General features: G+C 73.1%; 23 protein-coding genes and 2 tRNA genes. 14 read left to right on the top strand and 11 right to left on the bottom strand.

The genetic code is table 11. The features are described from left to right. Nucleotides 1-142 precede the first annotated feature (142 nt). From ACFWZ5_RS08330 to ACFWZ5_RS08320, 3 genes are all read left to right on the top strand, one after another. A complete protein-coding gene (locus ACFWZ5_RS08330; RefSeq protein WP_384805372.1) occupies nt 143-487 on the top strand; it encodes a hypothetical protein in 345 nt (114 codons plus the stop codon). A 111-nt stretch (nt 488-598) separates the two neighbouring features. Continuing rightward, complete coding sequence (locus tag ACFWZ5_RS08325; RefSeq protein ID WP_384805370.1) at nt 599-1195, top strand: bifunctional DNA primase/polymerase; 597 nt, start codon at nt 599-601, stop codon at nt 1193-1195. Next, a tRNA-Lys gene (locus tag ACFWZ5_RS08320) sits at nt 1186-1259 on the top strand. The genes ACFWZ5_RS08325 and ACFWZ5_RS08320 overlap by 10 nt, the downstream gene beginning before the upstream one ends. Before the next feature lie 145 nt (nt 1260-1404). Here the strand turns inward: ACFWZ5_RS08320 and ACFWZ5_RS08315 are convergent. Continuing rightward, nucleotides 1405-2685: a M6 family metalloprotease domain-containing protein gene (locus ACFWZ5_RS08315; protein WP_384805368.1), complete on the bottom strand. Its 1281-nt coding sequence runs from the start codon at nt 2683-2685 to the stop codon at nt 1405-1407. 338 nt (nt 2686-3023) lie between these two features. Here ACFWZ5_RS08315 and ACFWZ5_RS08310 point away from each other — a divergent pair, with 338 nt between their 5' ends. Beyond that, entirely contained in the window at nt 3024-5057 is a 2034-nt protein-coding gene (locus ACFWZ5_RS08310; RefSeq protein WP_384805366.1) for a putative bifunctional diguanylate cyclase/phosphodiesterase, read from the top strand. A gap of 69 nt (nt 5058-5126) precedes the next feature. On the opposite strand, the gene ACFWZ5_RS08305 is transcribed toward ACFWZ5_RS08310, so the two are convergent. The 3 genes from ACFWZ5_RS08305 to ACFWZ5_RS08295 form a co-directional block, all read right to left on the bottom strand. Further along, on the bottom strand, nt 5127-6227 hold the full coding sequence (locus ACFWZ5_RS08305) for an LLM class flavin-dependent oxidoreductase (RefSeq protein ID WP_384805364.1): 1101 nt from the start codon (nt 6225-6227) through the stop codon (nt 5127-5129). A 126-nt stretch (nt 6228-6353) separates the two neighbouring features. Beyond that, nucleotides 6354-7094, bottom strand: a complete 741-nt coding sequence (locus tag ACFWZ5_RS08300; RefSeq protein ID WP_384805374.1) for a decarboxylase — start codon at nt 7092-7094, stop codon at nt 6354-6356. After that, entirely contained in the window at nt 7091-8122 is a 1032-nt protein-coding gene (locus ACFWZ5_RS08295) for a decarboxylase (RefSeq protein ID WP_384890539.1), read from the bottom strand. Before ACFWZ5_RS08295 ends, ACFWZ5_RS08300 begins: the two co-directional genes overlap by 4 nt. 373 nt (nt 8123-8495) lie before the next feature. On the opposite strand from ACFWZ5_RS08295, the gene ACFWZ5_RS08290 reads away from it, so the two are divergent. Continuing rightward, nucleotides 8496-9482 carry a D-2-hydroxyacid dehydrogenase gene (locus ACFWZ5_RS08290; RefSeq protein WP_384794775.1) on the top strand — a complete coding sequence of 329 codons (987 nt, stop codon included), beginning with the start codon at nt 8496-8498 and terminating at the stop codon, nt 9480-9482. A 43-nt stretch (nt 9483-9525) separates the two neighbouring features. After that, on the top strand, nt 9526-10926 hold the full coding sequence (locus ACFWZ5_RS08285) for an amidase (protein WP_384794777.1): 1401 nt from the start codon (nt 9526-9528) through the stop codon (nt 10924-10926). On the opposite strand, the gene ACFWZ5_RS08280 is transcribed toward ACFWZ5_RS08285, so the two are convergent. Then, on the bottom strand, nt 10923-11411 hold the full coding sequence (locus tag ACFWZ5_RS08280; protein ID WP_384794779.1) for a DUF3830 family protein: 489 nt from the start codon (nt 11409-11411) through the stop codon (nt 10923-10925). The genes ACFWZ5_RS08285 and ACFWZ5_RS08280 overlap by 4 nt on opposite strands. Before the next feature lie 109 nt (nt 11412-11520). On the opposite strand from ACFWZ5_RS08280, the gene ehuB reads away from it, so the two are divergent. The 8 genes from ehuB to ACFWZ5_RS08240 all read left to right on the top strand — a co-directional run bounded on the left by ehuB (nt 11521) and on the right by ACFWZ5_RS08240 (nt 17563). Beyond that, complete coding sequence (gene ehuB, locus ACFWZ5_RS08275; protein ID WP_384794781.1) at nt 11521-12438, top strand: ectoine/hydroxyectoine ABC transporter substrate-binding protein EhuB; 918 nt, start codon at nt 11521-11523, stop codon at nt 12436-12438. Further along, nucleotides 12435-13193 carry an ectoine/hydroxyectoine ABC transporter permease subunit EhuC gene (gene ehuC, locus ACFWZ5_RS08270; protein ID WP_384794783.1) on the top strand — a complete coding sequence of 253 codons (759 nt, stop codon included), beginning with the start codon at nt 12435-12437 and terminating at the stop codon, nt 13191-13193. The genes ehuB and ehuC overlap by 4 nt, the downstream gene beginning before the upstream one ends. Beyond that, the gene (gene ehuD / locus ACFWZ5_RS08265) at nt 13190-13864 is read left to right on the top strand and encodes an ectoine/hydroxyectoine ABC transporter permease subunit EhuD (protein ID WP_384794785.1); all 675 of its coding nucleotides are present in this window, start codon (nt 13190-13192) and stop codon (nt 13862-13864) included. Before ehuC ends, ehuD begins: the two co-directional genes overlap by 4 nt. Further along, nucleotides 13854-14669, top strand: coding sequence for an ectoine/hydroxyectoine ABC transporter ATP-binding protein EhuA (gene ehuA, locus ACFWZ5_RS08260; RefSeq protein ID WP_384794787.1), 816 nt, complete (start codon nt 13854-13856; stop codon nt 14667-14669). The genes ehuD and ehuA overlap by 11 nt, the downstream gene beginning before the upstream one ends. 173 nt (nt 14670-14842) lie before the next feature. Continuing rightward, nucleotides 14843-15598, top strand: coding sequence for an IclR family transcriptional regulator (locus tag ACFWZ5_RS08255; protein ID WP_384794789.1), 756 nt, complete (start codon nt 14843-14845; stop codon nt 15596-15598). A gap of 96 nt (nt 15599-15694) precedes the next feature. After that, a tRNA-Lys gene (locus ACFWZ5_RS08250) sits at nt 15695-15768 on the top strand. A 174-nt stretch (nt 15769-15942) separates the two neighbouring features. Further along, nucleotides 15943-16668, top strand: a complete 726-nt coding sequence (locus ACFWZ5_RS08245) for a thioesterase II family protein (RefSeq protein WP_384794791.1) — start codon at nt 15943-15945, stop codon at nt 16666-16668. A gap of 61 nt (nt 16669-16729) precedes the next feature. Next, nucleotides 16730-17563: an endo alpha-1,4 polygalactosaminidase gene (locus ACFWZ5_RS08240; protein WP_384794793.1), complete on the top strand. Its 834-nt coding sequence runs from the start codon at nt 16730-16732 to the stop codon at nt 17561-17563. A 30-nt stretch (nt 17564-17593) separates the two neighbouring features. On the opposite strand, the gene ACFWZ5_RS08235 is transcribed toward ACFWZ5_RS08240, so the two are convergent. From ACFWZ5_RS08235 to ACFWZ5_RS08210, 6 genes are all read right to left on the bottom strand, one after another. Further along, on the bottom strand, nt 17594-17884 hold the full coding sequence (locus ACFWZ5_RS08235) for a hypothetical protein (RefSeq protein WP_384794795.1): 291 nt from the start codon (nt 17882-17884) through the stop codon (nt 17594-17596). A gap of 53 nt (nt 17885-17937) precedes the next feature. Continuing rightward, nucleotides 17938-18594: a response regulator gene (locus ACFWZ5_RS08230; protein WP_384794797.1), complete on the bottom strand. Its 657-nt coding sequence runs from the start codon at nt 18592-18594 to the stop codon at nt 17938-17940. Continuing rightward, complete coding sequence (locus tag ACFWZ5_RS08225; protein WP_384794799.1) at nt 18570-19796, bottom strand: sensor histidine kinase; 1227 nt, start codon at nt 19794-19796, stop codon at nt 18570-18572. Before ACFWZ5_RS08225 ends, ACFWZ5_RS08230 begins: the two co-directional genes overlap by 25 nt. Next, complete coding sequence (locus ACFWZ5_RS08220; RefSeq protein ID WP_384794801.1) at nt 19757-21565, bottom strand: long-chain-fatty-acid--CoA ligase; 1809 nt, start codon at nt 21563-21565, stop codon at nt 19757-19759. Before ACFWZ5_RS08220 ends, ACFWZ5_RS08225 begins: the two co-directional genes overlap by 40 nt. A 123-nt stretch (nt 21566-21688) precedes the next feature. Beyond that, nucleotides 21689-22288: a lytic polysaccharide monooxygenase gene (locus ACFWZ5_RS08215; protein WP_384794803.1), complete on the bottom strand. Its 600-nt coding sequence runs from the start codon at nt 22286-22288 to the stop codon at nt 21689-21691. A gap of 447 nt (nt 22289-22735) precedes the next feature. After that, nucleotides 22736-24058, bottom strand: a complete 1323-nt coding sequence (locus ACFWZ5_RS08210) for an SPFH domain-containing protein (protein ID WP_384794805.1) — start codon at nt 24056-24058, stop codon at nt 22736-22738. Between the last annotated feature and the right edge of the window lie 8 nt (nt 24059-24066).

Raw genomic sequence — 24066 nt, 5'->3', positions numbered from 1 at the left:
GGGGTCCTAGGGGGCGGAGCCCCCTAGTTTCGGGAAGGGGCGGGCCTGGGGCGCCCCCGCGAGGACACCACCACCCCCACGGCCTTGCGGGGCAAGGGAGAATGGGGGTGGTCAGCCGGCGTACTAGGGAAGGAACGTGGACATGGCGGAACCCCCGGCACAGGGCAAGCGCATGCGCCCGGCGCCGCTGCTCTTCGAACCCGCGGAGGCCGCCGCCGACCCCGAGCACTTCTTCGACCTGGAGTCGATCGAGGACCCTCGTGAGCTGCTGACCAGGGCGACCGAGCTGACCCATGCCTTCCGGGCCGCCACGGACCGGTCCGTGGAGTTCCAGGCGATCGCCGCCGCCCAGCTCGCCGACCCGCGCCGGTTCGACCGGCTCACCCCCGCGGCCATCGCCGAGCGCGCCCAGTGGACCGAGGACTACGCCAAGAAGATGGTGGAGTTCGGGCGGGACCTGCTGCGCGGTACCGACGAGGCTCCGTAAGACCCGCTGGCATATGCCGGGCGGGGCACGGTACCGGAGGCCGCGCCGCCCTGTCCCCGGTTTCGGCAACTCTGCGGGACGGGGTGCTCACCACCCGTACATGTAGTTGGCATGAGCATCCCCCTCCCCCACACCAGCGAGCGGTCCGCCGCCGACGTCACGGCCGACGGGGCCGCCTGGCTCACGTCCGCCGAAACGTACGCCCGCGGGGTGCTCGCCGACTGGCGGGCCCGGCCCACGGCGCCCGCCGTGCTGCCCTGCGGGACCGTGTTCGACGTGGTGAGCGTGCCCGCCGTCTTCGGGCGGCGGATGGTCGACCGGTTATGGCACGAGGGGCCGGGATCCGGCCCTGTCGCCGCGCACCGCGGGCGCGTCCTGCTGTTCGTCGCCCCCGGCACGGCCCAGCGCCTCCCGGCCCTCCTGGAGTGGGAGGAGTGGGGCGCCGCCGTGCCGTCGCTGCTGTGCCACGGCGCCGGTGACGCCGTCACCGTGCCCCCGCTGGCCCACGGCGCCTGGAGCGACCACCGGCTCGGCTCGCGGTGGCTGGTCGCCCCCGACACCCGCAGGCCCTGGCTGCCGGGGCCCGAGGTGGTCCTCTGGGCGTGCGTACGGGCCGCCCGCGCGGCGGCGGGACCGGCGGTGCGTATATCGATTTTTCCCTCCGCCGATCAGGATGCTAAGGTCTACGACGTCAGCAGGCGCCGCTAGCTCAGTTGGTTAGAGCAGCTGACTCTTAATCAGCGGGTCCGGGGTTCGAGTCCCTGGCGGCGCACGTTGTCGATGGCGAGGCATGATCGCGGAAAGCGCGATCCTGTCTCGCCATCGTTGTTCTTGCGCGGCTTCGCCGCGCGTTGTGGGGGGCTTCGCCCACCCACACCCCCCTCACAGAGTGGCTGTCGACGTGAAGGTCACGGCGCTCAGGACGCCGTCACCGTCACCGTCCACGCCCCCGACGCCATGCGGCCCTCCACCTCGATCCGCACCCCCGCGTCCGGCACCGTGAAGCTCTCCCCCACCCGCACCGGCGCGTCCGCGAGCGGCGGATAGACCGAGTCGCCCCAGCACGACGCCGAGCGCGGGTGGGCGTCGATCACCTCGACGGGGCCGCGGCCCGACGCCGTCTCGCTGCGCACCCGGTAGGCGAGGACGCCCTCGCCGCACGTCGCGCGGTCATTGCCCAGGGAACCGCGGGCCTCGATGGCCACGGCGGTGCCGCGGCCCGTGCGGACCACCGCCAGCTTGGTGCCGCCGACGCCGCCGCGGGCGGGCGGCGACGACAGCGGGTCGAGGGTCAGCCGCTTCGTACCGCCCCGCAGGCACGCCACCTGGCGCGGCGCGAGCCAGCCGAGCTTCCACTTGTGCCAGCCGAACAGGTCGGGGGCCAGGCCGAACTGGCTGCCCATGACGTCCCAGTCGCCGACGTGGGTGTCCCAGTCGCCCTTGCCGTCGGTGGGGCGGTGGTAGAGGTCCGGCAGGTCGAAGACGTGGCCCGTCTCGTGGGCGAGGACGTTGCGGTCGGGCGGGTGGCGTTCGAAGACCGTGACGATGCGCCGGATGCCCTTGCCGTCCGCGCGCATCGGGCGGTCGAAGTTGACCACCTTCGTCGCGTCCGAGTCGACGCCCGGCGCGTCCGGGTCCGCGACGAAGTACACGATGTCGTACGCCGAGAAGTCGACGTGCGGATCGGCCGCGGCCAGCGCGTCCCTCAGGTAGGCGCCGCGCAGCCGCGGGCTCCAGTCGCGCTCTATCGCGTACGCGGTGGAGGCCTGCGGCATCGCGATCCACTCGGACTGGGGATGCGCGCGCAACCGGAACCGCCCGTACGAGGCACGCTCGAAGAAGTCGCTGGTGGCCGGGAAGTGGTCGGCGGTCAGCTCCGCGGGCGAGGTCAGGGGCGGCGAGTCCGGGAAGGACAGGAAGACGAGGACCGCGTCGAGGGACCGGGTGGGGCGCGGGTACGCGGCGTTCCAGGTGTCGAGCCCCTCCGAGTGGTGCGCGGACGTGCGGCGCAGGGCGCACGGGCCCGCCGCGCCGTGGGCGATCGCGGGGCCCGCCACCAGGGACGTGGCGGCGAACGCGGTCAGGCCGGTGAACAGGGCCGCCGCGCTGCGCAGGCGCCGGCGCTCCCCTCCACGGGTGAGCCGCCAAGGGGGGAGCTGACGCTCCACGTCGACCTCCGGATGCGGAATGCGAGACACCTCACCCACCTTGAAATATTTTGTTGAACTTCGCCCAGTTTGTCTGACCCGGTCGAGTGAGAACGGTCAGAGGGACGACACTCCGAGCACTCACTCAGTGTCACAACCGGTCCGTGTCGGGAGAAAGGCGGGCAGTGCCGAGCAGAAACGATCTGCCGGTGATCCTGGGCCCGGCTCTGGCTCACGAAGCGGCTGTAGCCACCGCGGACCACCCTCTATGATCGGCACACTTTCCCGGCCCCAACGGCCGCCCGCCATCCGGTCGGCCACCACCCCAGACCCGCCAGGACCAGGGGCCCCATCGACCTGCTCGATCAATTGCACTGCGGGAGCAAGCGGTGAACGGAACGTCTGAAGGGCCGACTACGACAACGGTCACAGCACCGGGCCGCACGCGGCCCGCCATCACAGAGCGTAACCAATCACGTCGGGCAGGCTCCTACGCCCCCGCCGACTACCACGCCGCCTTCGCCGCGGCCCCCCTGCCCCTGGCCGTCGTCGACCGCGACGGCCTCGTCGTCTGCGCCAACGACGCGTTCGCCGCGCTGATCGGCACGGACGCCGCCGAGCTCACCGGGCGCGTCGCCGCCGATCTGGTGGACCTCGCGTCGGACGCCCGCACCTGGCACGCGTACCGCGAGGTGCTGCGCGGCCGGCAGGCCAAGCTGCGCTGCACGCGCCGCCTCAAACACCCCGACGGGCACTCGCTGTGGACCCAGGTCACGGTGTCGCCGCTGCCGGGGCGCGCGGGGCCGACGGGCACGGTGCTGCTCGCCGCCGCCGACATCAGCGCACGGCGCGACCTGCAGGCCCGGCTCCGCCATCTGCAGATGCACGATCCGGTGACCCGCCTTCCCAACCGCGCCCTGTTCTTCGAGCGGCTCGCCTCGGCCCTCGAAGCGGGTGCGTACGACGACACGAGCACCGGCCGGGTCGGGCTCTGCTATCTCGACCTCGACGGGTTCAAGGCCGTCAACGACACGCTCGGGCACCGCGTCGGCGACCGGCTGCTCGCGGCCGTCGCCGAGCGGCTGACCGCCTGCGCCGACCGGGCCGCGTACGGCAGGGCGTCGGCGCCGCTGGTCGCGCGGCTCGGCGGGGACGAGTTCGCGCTGCTCGTGGAGGACTCCACGGGCACCGACCAGCTGACGGAGCTCGCCGACGCGACCCTGCGGGCCCTGCAGGAACCATTCGACTTGTCCGGGCAGAGACTCTCGCTCTCGGCCTCCATCGGCGTCGTCGAGCGCCGCGCCGCGGGGACCACCACGACCGGTCTGATGCAGGCCGCGGACACCACGCTGTACTGGGCGAAGACCGACGGCAAGGCCCGCTGGACGCTGTTCGACCCCGAGCGCAACGCGCACCGCATGACCCGTCAGGCCCTCGCCAGTTCGCTCAGGCCCGCCGTCGAGCGGGACGAGTTCGTCCTGGAGTACCAGCCTCTGGTGAGCCTGGAGGACGGCGGGCTCCGGGGCGTCGAGGCGCTGGTGCGGTGGGACCATCCGCAGTTCGGCCTGCTCACGCCGAATCGGTTCATCGGACTTGCTGAAGAAGACGGGTCGATCGTGCAGCTGGGCCGCTGGGTGCTGCGCACGGCCTGCCGGCAGGCGCGCCGGTGGCAGCTCGAACACCCGGACAGGGAGCCGCTGTTCGTGAGCGTCAACGTCGCCGTGCGGCAGGTCTGGGACTCCGACCTCGTCGCGGACGTGGCGCAGATCCTGGACGAGACCGGCCTCGCGCCGCGCCTGCTCCAGCTGGAGCTCACCGAGTCGGCGGTCATGGGCTCCGCGGGGCGCCCCCTGCAGGCCCTCCAGGCCCTGAGCGACATGGGGGTGCGCATCGCCATCGACGACTTCGGCACCGGCTACTCGAACCTCGCCTACCTCAGCCGTCTGCCCGTGTCCGTCCTGAAGCTGGACGGCTCCTTCGTGCGCGGCTTCCAGTACGAGGACGGCGACGAGCGGGCGGAGCACGGCAGCCACGCCGACGAGGTGATCGTCGAGGCGATGGTGCGGCTCGCCCACCAGCTCGGGCTCACCGTCACCGCGGAGTGCGTGGAGACGGCGGGGCAGGCGGAGCGCCTGCGCAGGATCGGCTGCGACACCGGGCAGGGGTGGCTGTACTCGCGGGCGGTGGGGGCGGATCGTATCTCCGTACTTCTGGAGGACGCACCCGTGCTCCCCGGAGATGTGCCCGCGCTCCCTGGGGGCGCGCCCGCGCTCCCGGGAGACGTACCCACACTCCCCGGAGACGTACCCACACTCCCCGGAGACGTACCGACGCTCCCCGGAGACGTACCCACGCTCTCCGGAGACGTGCCCGTGCTCCCCGGAGAGGTCTCCGCACTGCCGGTGGACGGCGATGCCGCGTAGGCGCGCGGTGGGCGCGGGGTACGGCGCCGCCCCCACCCCCGTCGGGGGCGGCGCCCTCACCCCCGGCCGCTACGGAGTGCTCTTCGGCAGTCCGTAGGCGTCCGCGATGAGTTCGTAGCTGCGCAGGCGTACGTCGCCGCCGTGCGCGTTGGCCGTGAGCATCAGTTCGTCGGCGCCGGTGCGCTTGGCGAGGTCGTCGAGGCCCGCGCGGACCTGCTCCGCGGTGCCGTGGATGACGTTGGAGTTCCAGCTGGTGACGAAGTCCCGCTCGGCGTCGGTGAAGACGTGCGCCGCGGCCTCCTGCGGGGTCGGGACGAGGCCCGGGCGGCCGGTGCGCAGGCGGATCATGTTGAGGGCGGCGGCCCTGGCCTGGCGGCGCGCCTCCTCCTCGTCGTCCGTGGCGAGCGCGGAGACGCCGATCAGGGCGTACGGGGCGGCCAGGACCGCGGACGGGCGGAACGCGTCGCGGTACAGGTCGAGCGCCGGGATCGTGTTCTGCGCGGAGAAGTGGTGCGCGAAGGCGAACGGCAGGCCGAGGGTGCCGGCCAGCCGGGCGCTGAAGCCGGACGAGCCGAGGAGCCAGATCGGCGGGCGGTGCGGGGACTGCACGCCGCCGGGGGACGTGGCCTGGACGGGCCCCGGGACCGCGTGGATGCGGGCGTAGGGGTGGCCGTCGGGGAAGTCGTCGTCCAGGAAGCGGGTCAGCTCGGCGAGCTGCTGGGGGAACTCGTCGGCGCCCTCGTGGAGGCGGTCGGTGCGGCGCAGGGCGGCCGCGGTGGCGCCGTCCGTGCCGGGTGCGCGGCCGAGGCCGAGGTCCACGCGGCCCGGGGCCAGGGCCTCCAGCGTGCCGAACTGCTCGGCGATGACCAGCGGGGCGTGGTTGGGCAGCATGACGCCGCCGGAGCCGAGGCGGATGCGGTTCGTGTGGGCCGCCAGGTGGGCGAGGATCACCGCCGGGGACGAGGAGGCCACGCCCGGCATGGAGTGGTGCTCGGCCACCCAGTGGCGGTGGTATCCGCGGGACTCGGCGAGCTTGGTCAGCTCGACGGAGGTGCGCAGCGCGTCGGTGGCGGTGCGGCCGGAGCCGACGGTCACCAGGTCCAGGACGGAGAGGGGGGTGGGGGCGGTTCCGTGGCGCGGGCCGTGGATTCCCTCTTCGTTGCGGTCCAACGGGTGCCTCCTGCTCGGGCGGGCGTCTTGAGCTACGCCACGATCTAACAGGAGGCGGTCTCCGCTTATTCCCCGCAGGTGGGACGGGCTGTGCCTCGCCGCCGGTCGGCCCGTCCCCCGCCGTCGTCAGTCGACGGGGACCTGGACCACCGGCTGGCGGGTGAACAGGGCGCCCAGGGACGGGGCGTTGACGCGGCGGCCCGCCAGGCGCAGGGCCTCCCAAACGGTGACCTGGTTGGCCGTGAGGACCGGCTTGCCGAGCTCGGACTCGAGCTCCTGGACGTACGCGGCGGTGTGGAGGGCGGTGTCGGGCAGGAGCAGGGCGTCGGCTTCGGGGTGGTCGCCCGCACGGGCGAGGGCCAGGACCTCGTCCCGCCCCCACGTGCCGACCTCCGCCGCCGTGATGATCCCGCTCCCCCGCAGCGCCACCACCTCGGTGCCCGCGTCGGCGAGGAAGCCGGCGAAGAGGTCGGCCACGTCCTCGGGGTAGGTCGCGGCGACCGCGACACGGGACGCCGCCACCTCCCGTACGGCGTGCGCGAAGGCGAAGGACGTCGACGACGCGGGCAGGCCCGCGGCCCGGGCCAGGGCGCGCACCTGGTCGTGGGCGCCCTTCCAGCCGTACACGAAGCTCCCGCTGGTGCATGCCCACACGACGGCCTCCGCGCCGGTCAGGCGGAGCTCCTCGACCCCGGCGGCGAGGCGCCCCGGCGCGCCCATCTCCAGGAGGGCGTCGACGCGGTGCGCGTCCTCGCCGATGTCCGTGTGGACGACCTGGAGGCGGATGTCGGAGCCGATGAGCTGTTCGATGCGGGGGTAGTCGTCCTCGGCGGAGTGGCCGGGATAGAGGAATCCGAGTGCGGTCAAGTCCAGCCTCCTTCGGCGGCGGGTCCTGCGGGTCCCGCGGGTTCCGGTCCCGCGGGCCCGGGACCCGCGGGCGGCGGGTCGGGCAGGCCCTCCGTCGGCACCTGCGGAGCCGGCGGCGTCGCCGGGGCCGCCGGCGCGGGCGGCGGCACCTGCGGATCGTACGCCGCCGGGTCGTACGCCGCCGGGTCGAGCGCCGAGGGTTCGAGCGCGGCGACCGGTGGCGGGTCGAGCGGTGGCGCGCCGAGCGGCGCCGTCAGCTCCTCCGCGCCCGGCCGCGCGCCCGCGTCGATCAGCGCTTGGTAGGGCCCTACCGCACGCGTACCCAACCGTCGCAGTGCCGACCACATCGTCACCTGGTTCGCCGACAGGACCGGGACCCGCAGCTCCGCCTCCAGCTGCGGGATCACGTCGTACGTGGGGAGGTTCGTGCAGCTGATGAACAGCGCGTCCACCGGCCCGCGCACGGCGCGCCGTGCCATGTCCGCCACGTCCCGGTACGACACCTTCCAGATGTGCCGGGTGAGCCCCAGGTAGGCGCGGCCCACGACGGCCACGTCCGCCTCGGCCAGGAACTCCTCCAGGGCGCGGGTCACCGACCAGGTGTAGGGCGTGACGAGGGCGATGCGGTGCGCGGCCAGTTCGTCGAGCGCTTCCAGGAGCGCGCCCGACGTGGTCACGGACGCCACCGTGCCCTCGCGGGCCATGGCCTCGCACATGGCCCGTTCGCCCGCGATGCCGCCGACGAAACTGCCCGACGTGCAGGCGTAGGCGAGGACCTCCGGCTCGGCGGCCGACAGGGCGCGCACCGCTTCGGCGAGCGTCTCGTGCTCGCTGACCAGGCGCGCCAGGTCCAGGCTGACCTCGACGGGCACGTACGGCGTGCGCGTCAGGTGCAGGGAGACCTCGTCCGGGACCCAGCGCCACAGTTCGCGGTCGAGGGCGAAGTCGAAGGGGGCGACGACGCCGACGCCTCGCTGCGGCTGAGGTCCACGGAACATCGCGTACGACGAATACGAAGTGACGTCCATGAGCAGGCCCTTAAGTCGTGCGAGCGGGGACAGGGCCGGCCGGGGGCCGGAAGTGGTGCGGGCGGCGGCGACGCGCCGGGACGTCGGGACGGGGACGCGGGAGGGTCCCGCGGTGGCGGTCTCGCACGGGGGTCTCGCGCCGGTCCGGGATACGGGACCACGTACTGATCCCCGCATTGATCCGGGTACTGATCCGCGTACGGAACCGCCTCTGTTGACGAAGGTAGGTTCGGGTGCCAGCGTGGTCAATCCGCGCATCTCAGACAGTCGCGGGCGGTTCGCGTCACGTGTCAGCAGGCGCCAGGTGCTCGGCAGGTCGGCCAGACGCCCTTACCAGGGAAGCGGGCTCTCGTTGCGAAATGGTTTCTCCGCCGTGTCCGAAAGTGCCGGGTCCGGCCGGGCCGCCGTCGCCCCCACGGTCCTCGTGCTCGACGCGCCGGCGCCCGCGCCCCCACCGCGCCTCGGCGCGCTCACGGGGCGCGCGCGCATTCTGCACGCCGACGAGGCGACCCTCGCCGCGCGCCTCCCGGACGCCGACGTCCTGCTCGTGTGGGACTTCCTGTCCGACGCGGTGCGGCGCGCCTGGCCCGGCGAGGGGCCGCGGCCCGGCTGGGTGCACACGGCGAGCGCGGGCGTCGACCGGCTCCTGTGCCCCGAGCTCGCCGCGTCCGACACGGTGGTGACCAACGCCCGCGGCGTCTTCGACCGGCCGATCGCCGAGTACGTGGCCGCGCTCGTCCTCGCCCTCGCCAAGGACCTGCCGCGCACGCTCGACCTCCAGCGCGAGCGGACCTGGCGGCACCGCGAGAGCCAGCGGATCGCGGGCACGCGCGCGTGCGTGGTGGGTTCGGGGCCGATCGGCCGGGCGATCGTGCGGATGCTGAAGGGGATCGGCATCACGACGGCGCTCGTCGGCCGCACCCCGCGCACCGGCGTGTACGGGCCCGACGACCTGAACCGGCTGCTCGCGCGCGCCGACTGGGTGGTGTGCGCGGCACCGCTCACGGACGACACGCGCGGCATGTTCGACGAGCGGCGCTTCGGCGTGATGCAGCCGTCGGCGCGCTTCATCAACGTGGGGCGCGGCCAGCTCGTCGTGGAGGACGACCTCGTGGCGGCCCTGTCGAAGCGGTGGATCGCGGGCGCGGCCCTCGACGTCTTCGAGCGCGAACCGCTGCCGCCGGACAGCCCGCTGTGGACCGCGCCGGGGCTGCTCGTCTCGCCGCACATGAGCGGCGACACGGTCGGCTGGCGGGACGAACTGGGCGCGCAGTTCGTGGAGTTGTACGGGCGCTGGGAGGCGGGTCGGCCGCTGGTGAACGTGGTCGACAAGAAACGTGGGTATGTCCCCGGACACTGATCCGTCGCCCCCGCAATCCGATCCGTTCACGTAAGGAGCGCGCATGACCGAGCTCACGGACCTCACCGCCGTCCACCTGGTCGACGGCTACCGCAAGGGCGAGTTCAGCCCCGTCGACGTGGTGCGGGCGGTGCTGCGCAGGGCGGCGGAGATCCAGCCCGCCGTGAACGCGTTCGTCCGCGTCGACGAGCGGGACGCCCTGGTCCGGGCGGAGGAGAGCGCGGCGCGCTGGCGCGCGGGCGAGCCGCTCGGCCTGGTGGACGGGGTGCCGGTCACCGTGAAGGACATCCTGCTCCAGCGCGGCGCGCCCACCCTCCGCGGCTCCAAGGCCGTGGCGGAAGAGGGGAGTTGGAACGAGGACGCGCCGTCCGTGGCCCGCCTGCGCGAGCACGGCGCCGTGTTCGTCGGCAAGACGACCACGCCCGAGTTCGGCTGGAAGGGCGTGACGGACAGCCCGCGGCACGGGATCACCCGCAATCCGTACGACACGTCGCGCACCGCGGGCGGGTCCAGCGGCGGCAGCGCGGCCGCCGTCGCGCTCGGCGCGGGGCCGCTCTCGCTCGGCACGGACGGCGGCGGGTCCGTGCGGATCCCCGCGTCGTTCTGCGGGATCTTCGGGCTCAAGCCGACGTACGGCACGGTGCCGCTGTATCCGGCGTCGGCGTTCGGCACGCTCTCGCACGTCGGCCCCATGACGCGGGACGCGGCGGACGCGGCGCTGCTCCTCGACGTGATCGGTGTGCCCGACGCCCGTGACTGGTCCTGCGTCGGGCCCCGCGCCGGGAGCTTCCGGGACGAGCTGCGCGGGGGCGTGCGGGGGCTGCGGGTGGCGTACTCGCCCACGCTCGGCGGGCAGGTCGCGGTGCGGCCCGCGGTGGCCGCGGCGGTGCGGGGCGCGGTGGAGACCCTCGCCTCGCTCGGCGCGTACGTCGAGGAGGCCGATCCCGACTTCGCCGATCCCGTCGAGGCGTTCCACACGCTGTGGTTCAGCGGGGCGGCGCGGGTCGCGCAGCATCTGCCGCCCGCGCGGCGGGAGTTGCTCGATCCGGGCCTGCAGGAGATCTGCGCGCGGGGCGCGCGCTACAGCGCGCTCGACTATCTGGCCGCGGTGGACGTGCGGGTCGAGCTGGGGCGGCGGATGGGGCGGTTCCACGAGACGTACGACCTGCTGGTCACGCCGACGCTGCCGGTCACCGCGTTCGCGGCGGGCGTCGAGGTCCCGCCGGGCGGCGGGGCGCGGCGGTGGACGGGCTGGACGCCGTTCACGTACCCCTTCAACCTCACGCAGCAGCCGGCGGGGACGGTGCCCTGCGGGGTGGACGGCGACGGATTGCCGGTGGGGGTGCAGCTGGTGGGGGCGAGGTTCGCGGACGGGCTGGTCCTGAGGGCGGCGCACGCGCTGTACGAGGCGGGGGTGCCGTCGCTCCCCCGCCCCCGCGGCTAGAGGCGGCGGAAGTGGAGGGTCTCCCCCTCCGCTCCCCCGCGCCAGAGGTCGCCGCAGGCCTCGGCCATGCGGTCGAGGCCCTCCACGACCTGGCCCCAGACGATGCCGGGGACCCAGCCGACGTCGCCGTTGATCAGGAGGTTGTTGCGCTCGTAGAAGAGGGCGAGGTCGACGATCGTGCCGCGCTGGGCGCTGTCGTAGCCGTACGACGTGGTGCCGAGCTCGGTCCCGGTGAACGTGAAGTAGCACAGGTCCCCGGGGATGGGGGTGACGGTGGGGTTCTCCAAGGGGGGTTCTTCGGCCGCGAAGGCCGGGAACAGGGCGTAGATCTCGTTGCGGGCGTACTTCGCGTGGTAGACGTCGCCGCCGAGCGGCAGCGCGTCCCACACGGCGGCGCACGTCACCGGAGCCCGCTCGTCCAGGAGCTTCGCGGTCGCGCGGACACCGCGCTTGGCCAGGGCGACTTCGATGTAGCGGTCTGCCATGGACCCCATGGTCCTCCCCGGATCACGGCCCGCGTCAAGACGACAACGATCGGGTCAGGGGCTCGAAGTCACCGGCATATCTCGCATCGAGTCGGGTAGCCGCGCGCCCATGGCTCCACCACTGAGGAACCCGAATCAGACACAGAGAGCACCGAAAGGGACGCGAAGAGGCCCGCGGCGGCGTGCCGTGCTCGCCTCCGTCGCCGGTCTCGGCGCGGCCGGGGCGCTCGGCGCCGCGGGGTGCAGCCGCGTGCCGACGGGCGACACCCTGGCCCGCCTGAAGTCGCAGGGCACGGTGCGGCTCGGCATCGCGGGCGAGGCGCCGTACGGGTACATCAACGACGAGGGTGACTTCACCGGCGAGGCGGTGGAGCTCGCCAGGATCATCTTCAAGCGGCTCGGCGTCGACAGCGTGCAGCCCGTCGCGACCGAGTTCGGCTCGCTGATCCCGGGGCTCACGACCCAGCAGTTCGACGTCGTGTCCGCCGGGATGTACATCAACAAGGAGCGCTGCCAGAAGGTCATCTTCTCCGACCCCGAGTACCAGATGCTGGACTCCTTCATCGTCCGCAAGGGCAACCCGATGGGCCTGCACACGTACCAGGACGTCGTGCGGAAGAAGGCCAAGTTCGGTACGGGCACCGGGTACGCCGAGATCGGCTACGCCGTCGCCGCCGGGTACCGCGAGAGCGACATCGTCATCTTCCAGGACCAGGTCGCCGGCATGAACGCCGTCGAGGCCGGGCGCATCGACGTCTTCGGAGGCACCGCCCTGACCGCGCGCGAAGTGGTGCGCAAGAGCCGCAGGGCCGAGGCCACCAAGGCCTTCGCGCCGGTCATCGACGGCAAGAAGCACGTCGACGGCGGCGGCTTCACGTTCCGGCCCACGGACACCGGGCTGCGCGACGCCTTCAACGTGGAGATCCACAAGATGAAGAAGAGCGGCGAGCTCTTCCGGGTGCTCAAACGATTCGGCTTCACGCAGGCCGAGATGACCACCCTGACCGCCAAGGAGCTGTGCCGATGACAGCGGGTCTGTGGGAACAGTGGGTGCTGCCCGGCATCTGGATCACCATCCAGCTGACCCTGTACAGCGCCGCGCTCGCGACCGTCGTGGCCTTCGGCATCGGCATCGCCCGTACGCACCGGCTGCGCGTCGTGCGGTTCTTCGCCGGGCTCTACACGGAGATATTCCGGGGCACGTCCGCGCTCGTCCTGATGTTCTGGATCTTCTTCGTCCTGCCGCAGCTCGTGGGCTGGGCGCTGGTGCCGATGTGGGCCGCGGTGCTCGCGCTCGGCCTCTCCTACGGTGCCTACGGCGCCGAGATCGTCCGCGGCGCCCTGAACGCGGTGGCCCCGGCCCAGCGCGAAGCGGGGGTCGCGCTGAGCTTCACGCCGTGGCAGCGGATGCGGCTCATCCTGCTGCCGCAGGCGGTCCCCGAGATGATCCCGTCGTTCTGCAACCTGCTGATCGAGCTGTTGAAGGGCACCGCGCTCGTCTCCATGCTCGGCATCGGCGACGTGTCCTTCGCCGCCTATCTGGTGCGGCTCGCCACGACCGAGAGCGCGCAGATCTACTCGATCACGCTCGTCATCTACTTCGTGATCGCCTTCCTGCTCACGCGCGGCATGAAGGTCCTGGAGCGGAAGGCGAAGGCCGGGGTCGGGCAGTTCCCGGAGCCGCGCCAGGGCATCGGGCCGTGGCTGAGGTTCCGTCAGCCATCGGCGAAGTCCGACGAGTTGAGGAGCGCGGGCGTCACGGGCGGGGGTGTGTCCCGATGAACGACGGCAACAACACTGCGGACAAGTGGGACTGGGGCGCCGTCGCCGACTTCATGCCGCACTTCTGGGACGGCGTGGTCGAGACCCTCCAGATCCTCGTGCTCGGCTCGCTGATCTCCTTCTCGCTCGGGCTCGTGTGGGCGCTGGCCTTCCGGGCGCCGACGCGCTTCGTCCGCTGGCCCGTCAGCCTGATCACCGAGTTCATCCGCAACACCCCGCTCCTGGTGCAGCTGTTCTTCCTCTTCTTCGTGCTTCCGGAGTGGGACATCCAGTTCTCCGCGGAGACGACCGGCATCGTCGCGATCGGCCTTCACTACTCGACGTACACCGCGCAGGTGTACCGGGCGGGCATCGAGGCCGTGCCGGTCGGCCAGTGGGAGGCCGCCAAGGCGCTCAGCCTGTCGTACCCGCGCACGTGGACCGCGGTGATCCTGCCGCAGGCGATCCGCCGCGTGGTGCCCGCGCTCGGCAACTACGTCATCGCGATGCTCAAGGACACCCCGCTGCTCGCCAGCATCGGCGTCCTTGAGCTGCTTCAGCGCTCCCGTCTGGAGGCCGCGCAGACCTTCCAGTACACGGAGGCGCTGACCGTCGTCGGCGTCGCCTTCATCCTCATCGCCTACCCGTCGTCCCTCCTCCTGCGAGCCCTGGAGCGCCGTCTTGTCCGCTGACACCAGCCTTTCCAAAGAACAGCCGAACCCCGCGGTCGACGGCAGCGAGCTGATCCGCTTCGACAAGGTCGTCAAGCGCTTCGGGTCGAACACGGTCCTCGACGAGCTCGACTTCTCCGTCGACTCCGGCAAGCACGTGACGCTGATCGGTCCTTCGGGATCCGGCAAGACGACGATCCTGCGGCTCCTGATGACGCTGCTCAAGCCCGACGAGGGCACGATCAAGGTCGGCGGCGAGTACCTGACGCACGAGGAGAAGAACGGCAAGCTCGTGCCCGCGGGCGAGAAGCACGTCCGCGAGGTCCGCAAGAACATCGGGATGGTCTTCCAGCAGTTCAACCTCTTCCCGAACATGAAGGTGCTCCGCAACATCACGGAGGCGCCCGTCACCGTCCTCGGCCTGCCCAAGGACGAGGCCGAGCAGCGGGCCCGTGACCTGCTCGAGATGGTCGGGCTCGGGGACCGCTGCGACGCGTACCCGACGCAGCTCTCGGGCGGCCAGCAGCAGCGCGTCGCGATCGCCCGCGCCCTCGCGATGCGGCCGCAGGTGCTGCTCCTGGACGAGGTGACGTCCGCGCTCGACCCGGAGCTGGTGGCGGGCGTCCTCGACGTCCTGCGGGACATCGCGCACACCACGGACATCACGATGCTCTGCGTGACGCACGAGATGAACTTCGCGCGGGACATCTCGGACCAGGTGCTCATGTTCGACGCGGGCCGCGTGATCGAGTCCGGGCCGCCGGAGAAGATCTTCAGCGATCCGGAGCACGAGCGGACCCGGGAGTTCCTGTCGGCGGTGCTGTGACGCGGGGCCGGGGTCGCCGCGCCGCGACGGCCGCGTTGTGAGCCGGTGGCGCGCCCCCGACCCGAAAGGTCGGAAGTGCGCCACCTGGCTTGTCAACACCCTCTCCCCGGAGGGGATTTGACAGCTATCGTGGACGTTGTCCAGCTGTCTGGAACTGTTCCGTGGGGGGAACTGTGGCGTTGCAGCACGAGACGACGGCGCACCAGTCGGTGCAGCACGCCCTGCGCGTCCTCGAAGTCGTCGCGCGCCGCGGCAGCGGCGTGACCGAGTCCGAGCTGTGCCGCGAGGCCAGGCTGCCCGCGGCGCGCCTGACCCCGCTCCTGCGCATGCTGCGCCGCGAGGGGTACGTCGAGCAGATCACCGACGGGGCGTACGTCCCCGGGGTCTCGCTCTCCCGGCTCGGCTCCGCCCGTGACCGGGGCCTCGTCCTGCGCGACAAGCTCCAGGACACCCTCGGCGGCCTGCGCGACGCGATCGGCGCCGCGGTGTACGTGAGCCGCTATGTGGACGGTGAGATCCGCGTCACGGACTGTGCGGACGGCCCGCGCACGCCCAAGGTCAACGAGTGGGTGGACTTCCGGGTCGCCGCCCACGCCAGCGCGGTCGGCAAGAGCCTCCTCGGCCAGCTCGACGTGAACGGGCGCCGGGACCACCTCTCCCGCCACAAGATGGCCCGGCTCACCTCGCGGACGATCACCAGCGAGCGGATCCTGCTGAGCAGGCTCGCCGCCCAGGCCCCGACGGTCCCGGTCCTCGACCTCCAGGAGTACGCGGTCGGCACGGTCTGCGCCGCCGTCCCGATCACCGCGGGCGCGACGGTCGGCTCCCTCGCCCTGTCCCTGCCGGTCGAGCGCGCCCACCGGCTGCGGGCCGCCGCGGAGACCCTGAACCGCAGGGCGGCGCCGGTGCTGCTCTCCCTCGCCCTCTGAGCCCGCGGTCCGCCCTCACCGGGTGCACGGTCCCGCCGCACGGGGCGGTGGTCACGAGCACCCCCTGGGACCAGGTAATATTTTCTCTGTCAGCAGGCGCCGCTAGCTCAGTTGGTTAGAGCAGCTGACTCTTAATCAGCGGGTCCGGGGTTCGAGTCCCTGGCGGCGCACAGACAGCGAGAAGGCCCTCCGCTCCGGCGGAGGGCCTTCTCGTCGTTTCCCCCTCCCTGAGCGCGGGACCGGGGTGCCGCACGTCACAGGCACCGGCCCGGCGCACGTCAGTGCGAGATGGAATCATGGGCGCGGTAACGGTCTTGACCTACGGGGGATGGTGGGGGATCGACATGGTGTGGACCGAACGGACCGAAGCGCGTCCCTTTGCCGCGCGGCGCCTCGTGTGCTTCCCGCACGCCGGTGGCTCGCCCTATTTCTTCCGTTCGTGGGGCAAGGCGCTCACGGACTTCGAGGTGCACGTCGTCCGCTATCCGGGGCGCGCGGAGCGCATCTCCGAGCCGCCCGCCACGGACCTGAAGGGGATGGCGCGCGAGGTGGCCGCGGAGCTCCTGTCCTCGGCCGACGACCGGCCCCTCGCGTTCTTCGGGCACAGCATGGGCGCGTTCGTCGCCTATGAGGTGGCCCACCTGCTGCAGGAGCGCGGCCGCCGCGTGAGCCACTTCTTCGCCTCGGCGGCGCGCGGCCCGCGGACCACGAACGGCACCCCCGAGAAGGCCCTGGCCCTGGACGACCAGTCCATCCTGCGGACCCTGCGGCAGCTGGGCGGCACGGACGCGGAGCTCCTGGACAACCCGGTCTTCCTGGAGCTCGTGATGCCGTACGTGACCGCGGACTTCCGGATGGTCGCCGGGTACGCGGCCACGCCGGGCCCGCTCGACTGCCCGGTCACGGCCCTCCTCGGCGAGACGGACACCCGGGTGACCCCGGAGGAGGCCGCCGCATGGGAGCAGTCGGCCGGGGGCGCGTTCGAGCTGCTCACCTTCGCGGGCGGGCACTTCTATCTGGCCGACGACCCGCCGTTCGCGGTCGTCGAAGGGGCGTCCTACGCGGACTGAGCGCCGCGCGGCGAGCGCACACTGGGACGCGCACCTCACCCGGAACTCACAGGACGGTCCGATGCCGGCACGACGCGCGTCCCGCGCCCTCCCTCTCTCCCTCGGCCTCGCCCTCGCCGCGGCCCTCCTCGCGGGCTGCGCCACCGACGACCCGTCGCCCACGAAGGCCGAGGGCACCCCGCGCCTGCCCCGCCCCGACACCCCCTTCGACTACCAGCTGGGCGGCGCCTACCCGCCCCCCGACGGCGTCAAGGCCGTCTCCCGCGACCGCGCGGCGAAGCCCGTACCCGGCCGCTACAACATCTGCTACGTCAACGCCTTCCAGGCCCAGCCAGGACGCAAGACCGAGAAGTGGTGGCGGGACGAGCACCCGCGTCTCCTCCTGCGCGACGACGACGGCGGGCTCGTCATGGACAAGGACTGGAACGAGCCACTGCTCGACATCTCCACCGCGGACCGGCGCAAGGCCCTGCTCGATGTCGTGGGCCCCTGGATCGACGGCTGCGCACGCGCCGGGTACGACGCCGTGGAGCCCGACAACCTCGACTCGTACGCGCGCTCCGGCGGCCGGCTCAAGGACGACGACGCGGTGAGGTTCGCGCGCCTCCTGGTGCGCAGGGCGCACGCACAGGGCCTGGCCATCGCGCAGAAGAACACCACCGAGCTCCTCGGCAAGCGGATCGGGTTCGACTTCGCGGTCGCGGAGGAGTGCGGGCAGTACGACGAGTGCGAGGCGTACGCCGAGGAGTTCGACGGGAAGGTCTTCGACGTCGAGTACGAGACGAAGGGGTACGAGACCGCGTGCCGCCGCTGGGGCGCAAAGCTGTCCGTCGTCCTGCGCGACCGCGACGTACGCCCCGCCGGGGAGCGCGGCCACGTGTACCGGCGCTGCTGAGCCTCGGCGCCGCACCGGCGGGACCGCACCTCAGGAGAGCACGGCGACGTCCATGACCACCGCCGCGACCAGGCCGGCGCCGAGCAGATAGCTGCCGAGCCTGGTCCGGCCGCGCCTGCTGAGCTCGACGACCAGACCGCAGAGAATGAGCAGCAGCCCGTACACGCCGACGACCAGGACGGACGACCTGTTCGCGAGGCGCGCCCCGAGCAGCACCGCCGCCACCGCCATCCCCGCGGTGGCGGCGACGACGCGCAGCCGCCGCGCCTGGCGCGGGGTGAGGGCCTTCCGTTCCGCTGGCGCCTGGTCCGACACGCTCATGCCCGGGATCGTAGTCGATACGTACACGTCAACTCGGGTACGGGCACGGGGACTCAGGCCCTCAGATACGCGAGGACGGCGAGGACACGGCGGTGCGTACCGTCGGTGACCGGCAGGTCGAGCTTGCCGAGGATGTTGCCGATGTGCTTGCCCACGGCGGCTTCCGTGACGACGAGTTCGGCGGCGATCGCCGCGTTGGACCTGCCCTCCGCGACCAGGGCGAGGACTTCGCGCTCGCGCGGGGTGAGCCGCTCCAGCGGGTCGCGCCTGCGGCGCAGCAACTGGCGTACGACTTCGGGGTCCACGACCGTGCCGCCCGCCGCGACCCGTGTGAACGCGTCCACGAACTGCTCGACCTGCCCCACCCGGTCCTTCAGGAGGTAGCCGACGCCGCCGCCGTCCCCGGTGTCGAGGAGCTCGGCGGCGTACGCGCGCTGCACGTACTGGCTGAGCACGAGCACCGGCAGGCCGGGGCGTTCGGCGCGCAGGGCGACGGCGGCCCGCAGGCCCTCGTCCTGGAACCCGGGCGGCATCCGTACGTCGGTGACGACGACGTCCGGCTCGTGCGCCGTCACGGCGGCGCGCAGCGCGTCCGCGTCGCCGACCGCCGCCACGACGTCGTGGCCGAAGCGCTTCAGCACCCCGACGAGGCCCTCGCGCAGCAGCACGCTGTCCTCGGCGAGGACTACGCGGTGGGTGCGGGGCTGCACGGGATCTCCAGGGAGAGGACGGTCGGGCCGCCGGGCGGGCTGGTGACGGTCAGTGTGCCATCGAGGACGGCGAGGCGGTCCGCGAGCCCCGTCAGGCCGGTGCCGCGCGCCGGGTCGGCGCCGCCGTGCCCGTCGTCGCGCACGTCGACGCGCAGCGCGCCGTCCGCGTACCGCGCGCGCAGCGCGACCCGCGCGGCCCCGCTGTGCTTCGCGACGTTGGCCAGGGCCTCGCGGACCGCGAAGTACCCGGCGGACTCGACGGGTTCGGGCAGCCGGGGCAGCCGCACGTCGGTGTCCACCGGCACCGGGGAGCGGTCGGCGGCGTCCTCCAGGGCGGCGGCGAGGCCGTAGTCGGCGAGGACCTGCGGGTGCACGCCGCGGATCAGTTCGCGCAGCTCCGCGAGCACCTGGTCGGCCTCCCTGTGTGCGGTGGCCAGGCGCGCCGCGAGCGGCCCTTCCGGGTCCGCGTCGAGGCGGGCGAGGCCCAGGGTCATGCTGAGCGCGACCAGGCGCTGCTGCGCGCCGTCGTGCAGGTCCCGCTCGATCCTGCGGCGCTCCGCCTCGAAGGCCGCGACGAGCCGGGCCCGCGAGCGGGTCACCTCGGCGAGCCGGGCCTCCGTCTCCGCCTCGCGCGCGGACAGGAGCAGCAGGGCGAGCCGCGCGCGGGCGACGGCGTACGCGCCGAGCGGGTACGCCAGGACGGCGAGCAGGACCAGGCCGAGCGCGGCGGTGCCCCAGGCCGCCGGGTAGGCGTCGACGAGCCACAGCTTGGCGGGCCTCGCGCCGCCGCCGTCCGGGCCGCCCGTGAGGGCGAGTTGGGCGGGCGCCGCCACCAGGGCGAGGGGCAGGCCCAGGGTGCACGCGGCCACCGTCAGGTCCAGGGGCCACAGGACGACCGCCATCAGGACGGCGTACGCGAGCTCGCGCCACGTCGCCTGTTCCCTCACGCGCAGGCGCAGCCATGCGGTGAGGCCGGGGGCCTCGGGGGTGCGGTGCGGGGTGGCCGCGGGCCCCGGGAGCATGAGGCGTAGCCGTTGGCGTTCCAGGGCGCCTACGGGGATGCCCGCCAAGGCGAGCAGGGGGATGCCTATGAGGATGAGGCTGAGGGTGAGTCCCAGGGCCAGCCCGGCGCATAGGAGGAGGCCCAGGAGGAATCCCGTCCCTACGTAGAGTGCGCCTCGCCATGCTGTCCCCCGCCACATGGGCTCACGCTATCGGCCTCTCCCACCCGCCCGCCCGTTTCCACCCTGGCTTCGGGGGGACGCCCCTCGTGGGGGTGCTTCGCCGTCGGCGGCTGCGGGGGGAGTTGGTCCTGTCTGCCTCGCTTCTTGAACTGCTCTACCAGGTCCGTCGCGTCCTCCTCCGTGAAGCGTCGGTACCTGTCCTCCCCTGACAGCGGGCGCCACCACACCGGGTCCGTGCAGTGGAACCCCTCCCCCCTCAGGGCGGCCCGCGCCACCTTGTTCGTGGCGGTCGTCGGCAGCTCCCGTACGACGCGTACGAAGCGTGGCGCCATCTTCGTCCCCAAGTCCCGTTGTGCCCGCAGGAACGCGGTGAAGGCGAGTGGGTCGAAGGCCGTCCCCCGGCGCAGGGCCAGCGCCGCCATCACCTGGTCCCCCGCGACCGGGTCCGGGACCGCGTACACGGCGACGGCCGTCGCGTCGTCCCAGCGCGCGAGGATGTCCTCGATCATCGCCGCCGCGAGGTTCTCGCTGTCGACGCGGATGCGGTCGTCGGCGCGTGCGGCGAAGTAGAAGTAGCCGTCGGCGTCCCGGTAGAACAGGTCCCCGGTCCAGTACCAGCCGTCGTCCCGGACGCGCTCCGCGTCGGCGGCGGGGTTGCGCCAGTACCCCTCGAAGGGGCTCGGCCCCCGGTTCACCAGCTCGCCGATCGCCGCGTCGCCGTTGCGGACGCGGCCGTCGGCGTCGAAGACGGCGGGCGGGCACTCCGCACGCGTGGCGGGGTCGAGGACCACCAGGTCGTCGCCGGGCGCGGCGCGGCCGATGGCACCGGGCGGCGTACCGGGGCTCCGCTGGATCGCCGCGCCGCCCTCGGACGACCCGTACCCCTCGACCAGCCGCACCCCGAACCGCTCCTCGAAGCGCCGCGCGTCCACGGCCCCGGCCTCGGTGCCGAAGCCGACGCGCAGCGGGTTGTCGTGGTCGTCGGGGGCCTCCGGCGTGGCGAGGACATGGCTCACGGCCCGGCCCACGTACGTGAAGTACGTCGCTCCGAAGTGGCGTACGTCCCCGAGGAACCGGGACGCGGAGAAGCGGCGGCGCAGCGCCACCTGGGCCCCGGCGGCGAGCGCGGGCGCCCAGTCGGCGATGACCGCGTTGCCGTGGAACAGGGGCATGCACACGTAGTGGACGTCGTCGGCGCGCACGCCGAAGTGCGACACCAGGGAGCGGCTCGCCGCCGCGAGCCGTCCCTGGCTGCACAGGGCCGCCTTGGGCGCTCCCGTCGACCCGGAGGTGAAGTAGAGCAGCAGGCGGCTGCGCGGGCCGACGCCCGGCGCGGTCTCCGGTGCGGCACCCTCGTACGCGGCCAGGAGCTCCTCGTACGCGGTCGTGTCCGTCACGAGCACCCGCACGCCCGGCAGTTCGAGCCCGTCGACGAGCGGCAGGTGCGCCCGCTCCGTCACCAGGATCTGGCAGTCGGTGTGCAGGATGTCGCGGGCCAGTTCGGCGCCGCGCCGGGTGGGGTTGAGGCCGGCGACGCCCGCGCCCGCGAGGGCCGCGGCGCTCAGCCACAGCGGGTATTCAGGTGTGTTGTCGAGGAGCACGCCGATGTGCGGTTCGCCGCGCGGCCGCAGCCGCTCCGTGAGCAGCGCGGCCCGCGCCGCGGCGCCCGCGGCCACCTGGTGGTGGCTGAGCGTGAGCCGTTCGAAGCGCAGGCCGGGGCGGTGGTCGCCCCAGCGTGCCGCGACGAGTTCGGCGACGGTGCCCGGCGTGCTGTCCTTGGCGTCCATGACGGGGCACGGTAGTTGACGCTCCGTCAGATGAGGAGAGGCGCGTGCCGGCGCACGCCGTCCGTGCGGACGGCGTGCGCGGCACAGCCCCGTGGGGGGTGGCTCGGAACGGGTCGGAACGGATCAGAAGGTGACGTCGGAGCAGGCGTAGAACGCGTTGCCCGTGTCGGCGATCGTCCAGACCGCGAGGATCACGTGGTGGCCGCTGCGGCCGCTCGGGATCGTGCCGCTGTGCGAGAGGGTCGCGGGCGGCTGCTGGGCGTTGTAGGGAACGGTGAGGAACGGCTGGGTGTCGAGCGCCGCCCTCGTCAGGGGCTGGCTCTCGTTCCAGCCCTGCTTGGTGATGTAGTACCGGAAGTCGGTGGTGCGGTGCCGCGCGGTGAACTGCCAGCGGAAGGTGTAGCTCTGGCCGCCCGACAGCTTCGTCGTGGGCCATGCGTTGCCGTTCGGCTGCGTCGGCTTGTTCAGCGAACTGAAGCCGGCGAGCCCGGCGGAGCAGAGCTTTCCGTCGGCAGGACCGCCCGCCGGGAAGCCCTTGGGGCCCTCGACGCTCTGCGGTTCGTACTGTATGGCGCCGCAGCCGGTCACCACGCCCTTGGCGCAGTTGATCTGACGGCTTGCGGGCAGGTCGGTGTAGCCATGGCTGCTGGCGCCGCCGGTGGAGAGCGCGAACGCTCCGACCGTCGCCATCCCGAGCATGGCCGCGGACATCTTCTTTCGCATGCTGCTGCTCCTGAAGAACGTGGGGGAGTTCTGTGAGCCGTGCGCGCGCTGACGGACTTGTCTTGCCTGGTGGGGCTGGTAGGACTGGTGAGGCTGGTGGGGCTGGTGGTCTCGCTGGTGGGGCTGGTGTCGCTCGTGCCGACAGGGAAGGCCGCGTGGTGCGGGGGCAGCCCTCTGGGACCCCTGGGGCACTGACGGACCCGAGCTGTGTCGGTGCCCCTGGGGCACTGCGGGGAAGTGCGGTCTAGACCAAGTCCCAGATTATTGCGCGTAGTTGAACATGTCCATACCAATAGTCGGAGCGATCCGACCGTGCCGTTCCCGCCCGGCCGCCACCGGTTCACCGGCAATGCGGCCGGGCCGCCGCGCGCGGTGCAGTGCGGTCCGGTGCGGTGCAGTGCGGTCAGACGGGGGCCAGGTGCGGTCCGGACGGGGCGCCAGGCGCCGTCAGCGCTCGCCGTGCCCCGTGTAGAACGCCACCGTCAGATCCTTGACCAGCGCCTTGCGCTCGTAGTCGTCGAGCTCGACCAGGCCGCGCCCGGTGAGGCGGGCCACCGTGTCCTCGACGGCGTCCACGACCGACGTGAGCACGCTGTCGCGGTGGCGCGCGTCGAGGGCGGCGATCCGGCGGCGGTGCATCGCGGCGGCGACCTCCGGTGCGTACTCGATCCGGGTCGGCTGCGCGGAGAAGACCTCGACGCCGACCGGCTCGGCCTGCGCGGCGAGCGCCCGGGTCAGCGCCTCGCCGACGGCCTCGGCGTCGCGCAGCGTCGGACCGTCGTCGGCCCCACCCGCGGCGGCACCGGTGGCGGCACCGGCTGAGCCATGGACGTCGTGGAAGGCGTCGGCGGGCAGCCGGGACAGGACGCGCGCCGTGGTCGCCTCGACGCACTCGCGCAGATACTCCTGGTGGTCCGCGACGGCGAGCGTCGCCCGCGCGGTGTCCTTGACCCGCCACACGACGAGCACCACGACGCGCAGCGCGACACCCGAGCGGTCCACGGCCGGCATCGGCTCGCTGCGCCAGTGCCGGAGGCGTACGTCGACACGGCGCCGCAGCAGCAGCGGGTTCACCCACAGCAGCCCCGTCCGCCGCACGCTCCCCCGGTACCGGCCGAAGAGCGTGAGCACCCACGCCCCGCCGACCCGCCCCCGGGCGAGCCCCCCGAACCCGAACAGCGCGAGCGCCCCGCCCCCGGCGAGCACCGCCCACCACGCGCCCCCCATCCCCGCCGCCCCGCTCCCCGCCACCCCGGACCCGCCGCGCCCCGGCAGCCCCACGATCCGCACGACCGGCCCCGGCAGCACCCCCGCCCACCACAGCGCGAGCACGCACACCGCGGCGCCCGCCCCGCCGACGAGCACCCCGACGGCCCCGGGCAGCACGCGCGCGTGCCGCTCGACGAGGTCCGGGTCGATGTCGGGCACGGCCACGGGGGCGGGCCCCGGGACGACGCCGGCCGGAGCGGACGGCACCGACGGGGGCGCCTTGTCCGCCGCGCGCCGCGCCGCACGCGTGGGCTCGGTGCCGTGCCGCCGCACCACCGTGGGCGGCAGGGCGACCGGGTCCTGGGGGTCGTCGCGGAAGAGCAGGTGGACGGGGATCTCGGTGGTGGCCTCACTGTGGATGAGCCGAGGCGGCCGACCACCGGCCCCGCCGACCCCACTCCCACCGCCGGTCCCACCGCCGGTCCCACCGCCGGTCCCACCGCCCGGCCCGGCACCCGTCCCGCCGCCCGACTCCGACGGCCGCTGTGTCGCTGTACTCATCCGTGCCT

The sequence above is a fragment of the Streptomyces sp. NPDC059003 genome (assembly GCF_042740445.1).
Lineage (GTDB): Bacteria > Actinomycetota > Actinomycetes > Streptomycetales > Streptomycetaceae > Streptomyces.
This window is presented reverse-complemented; position numbering and strand designations above follow the sequence as displayed.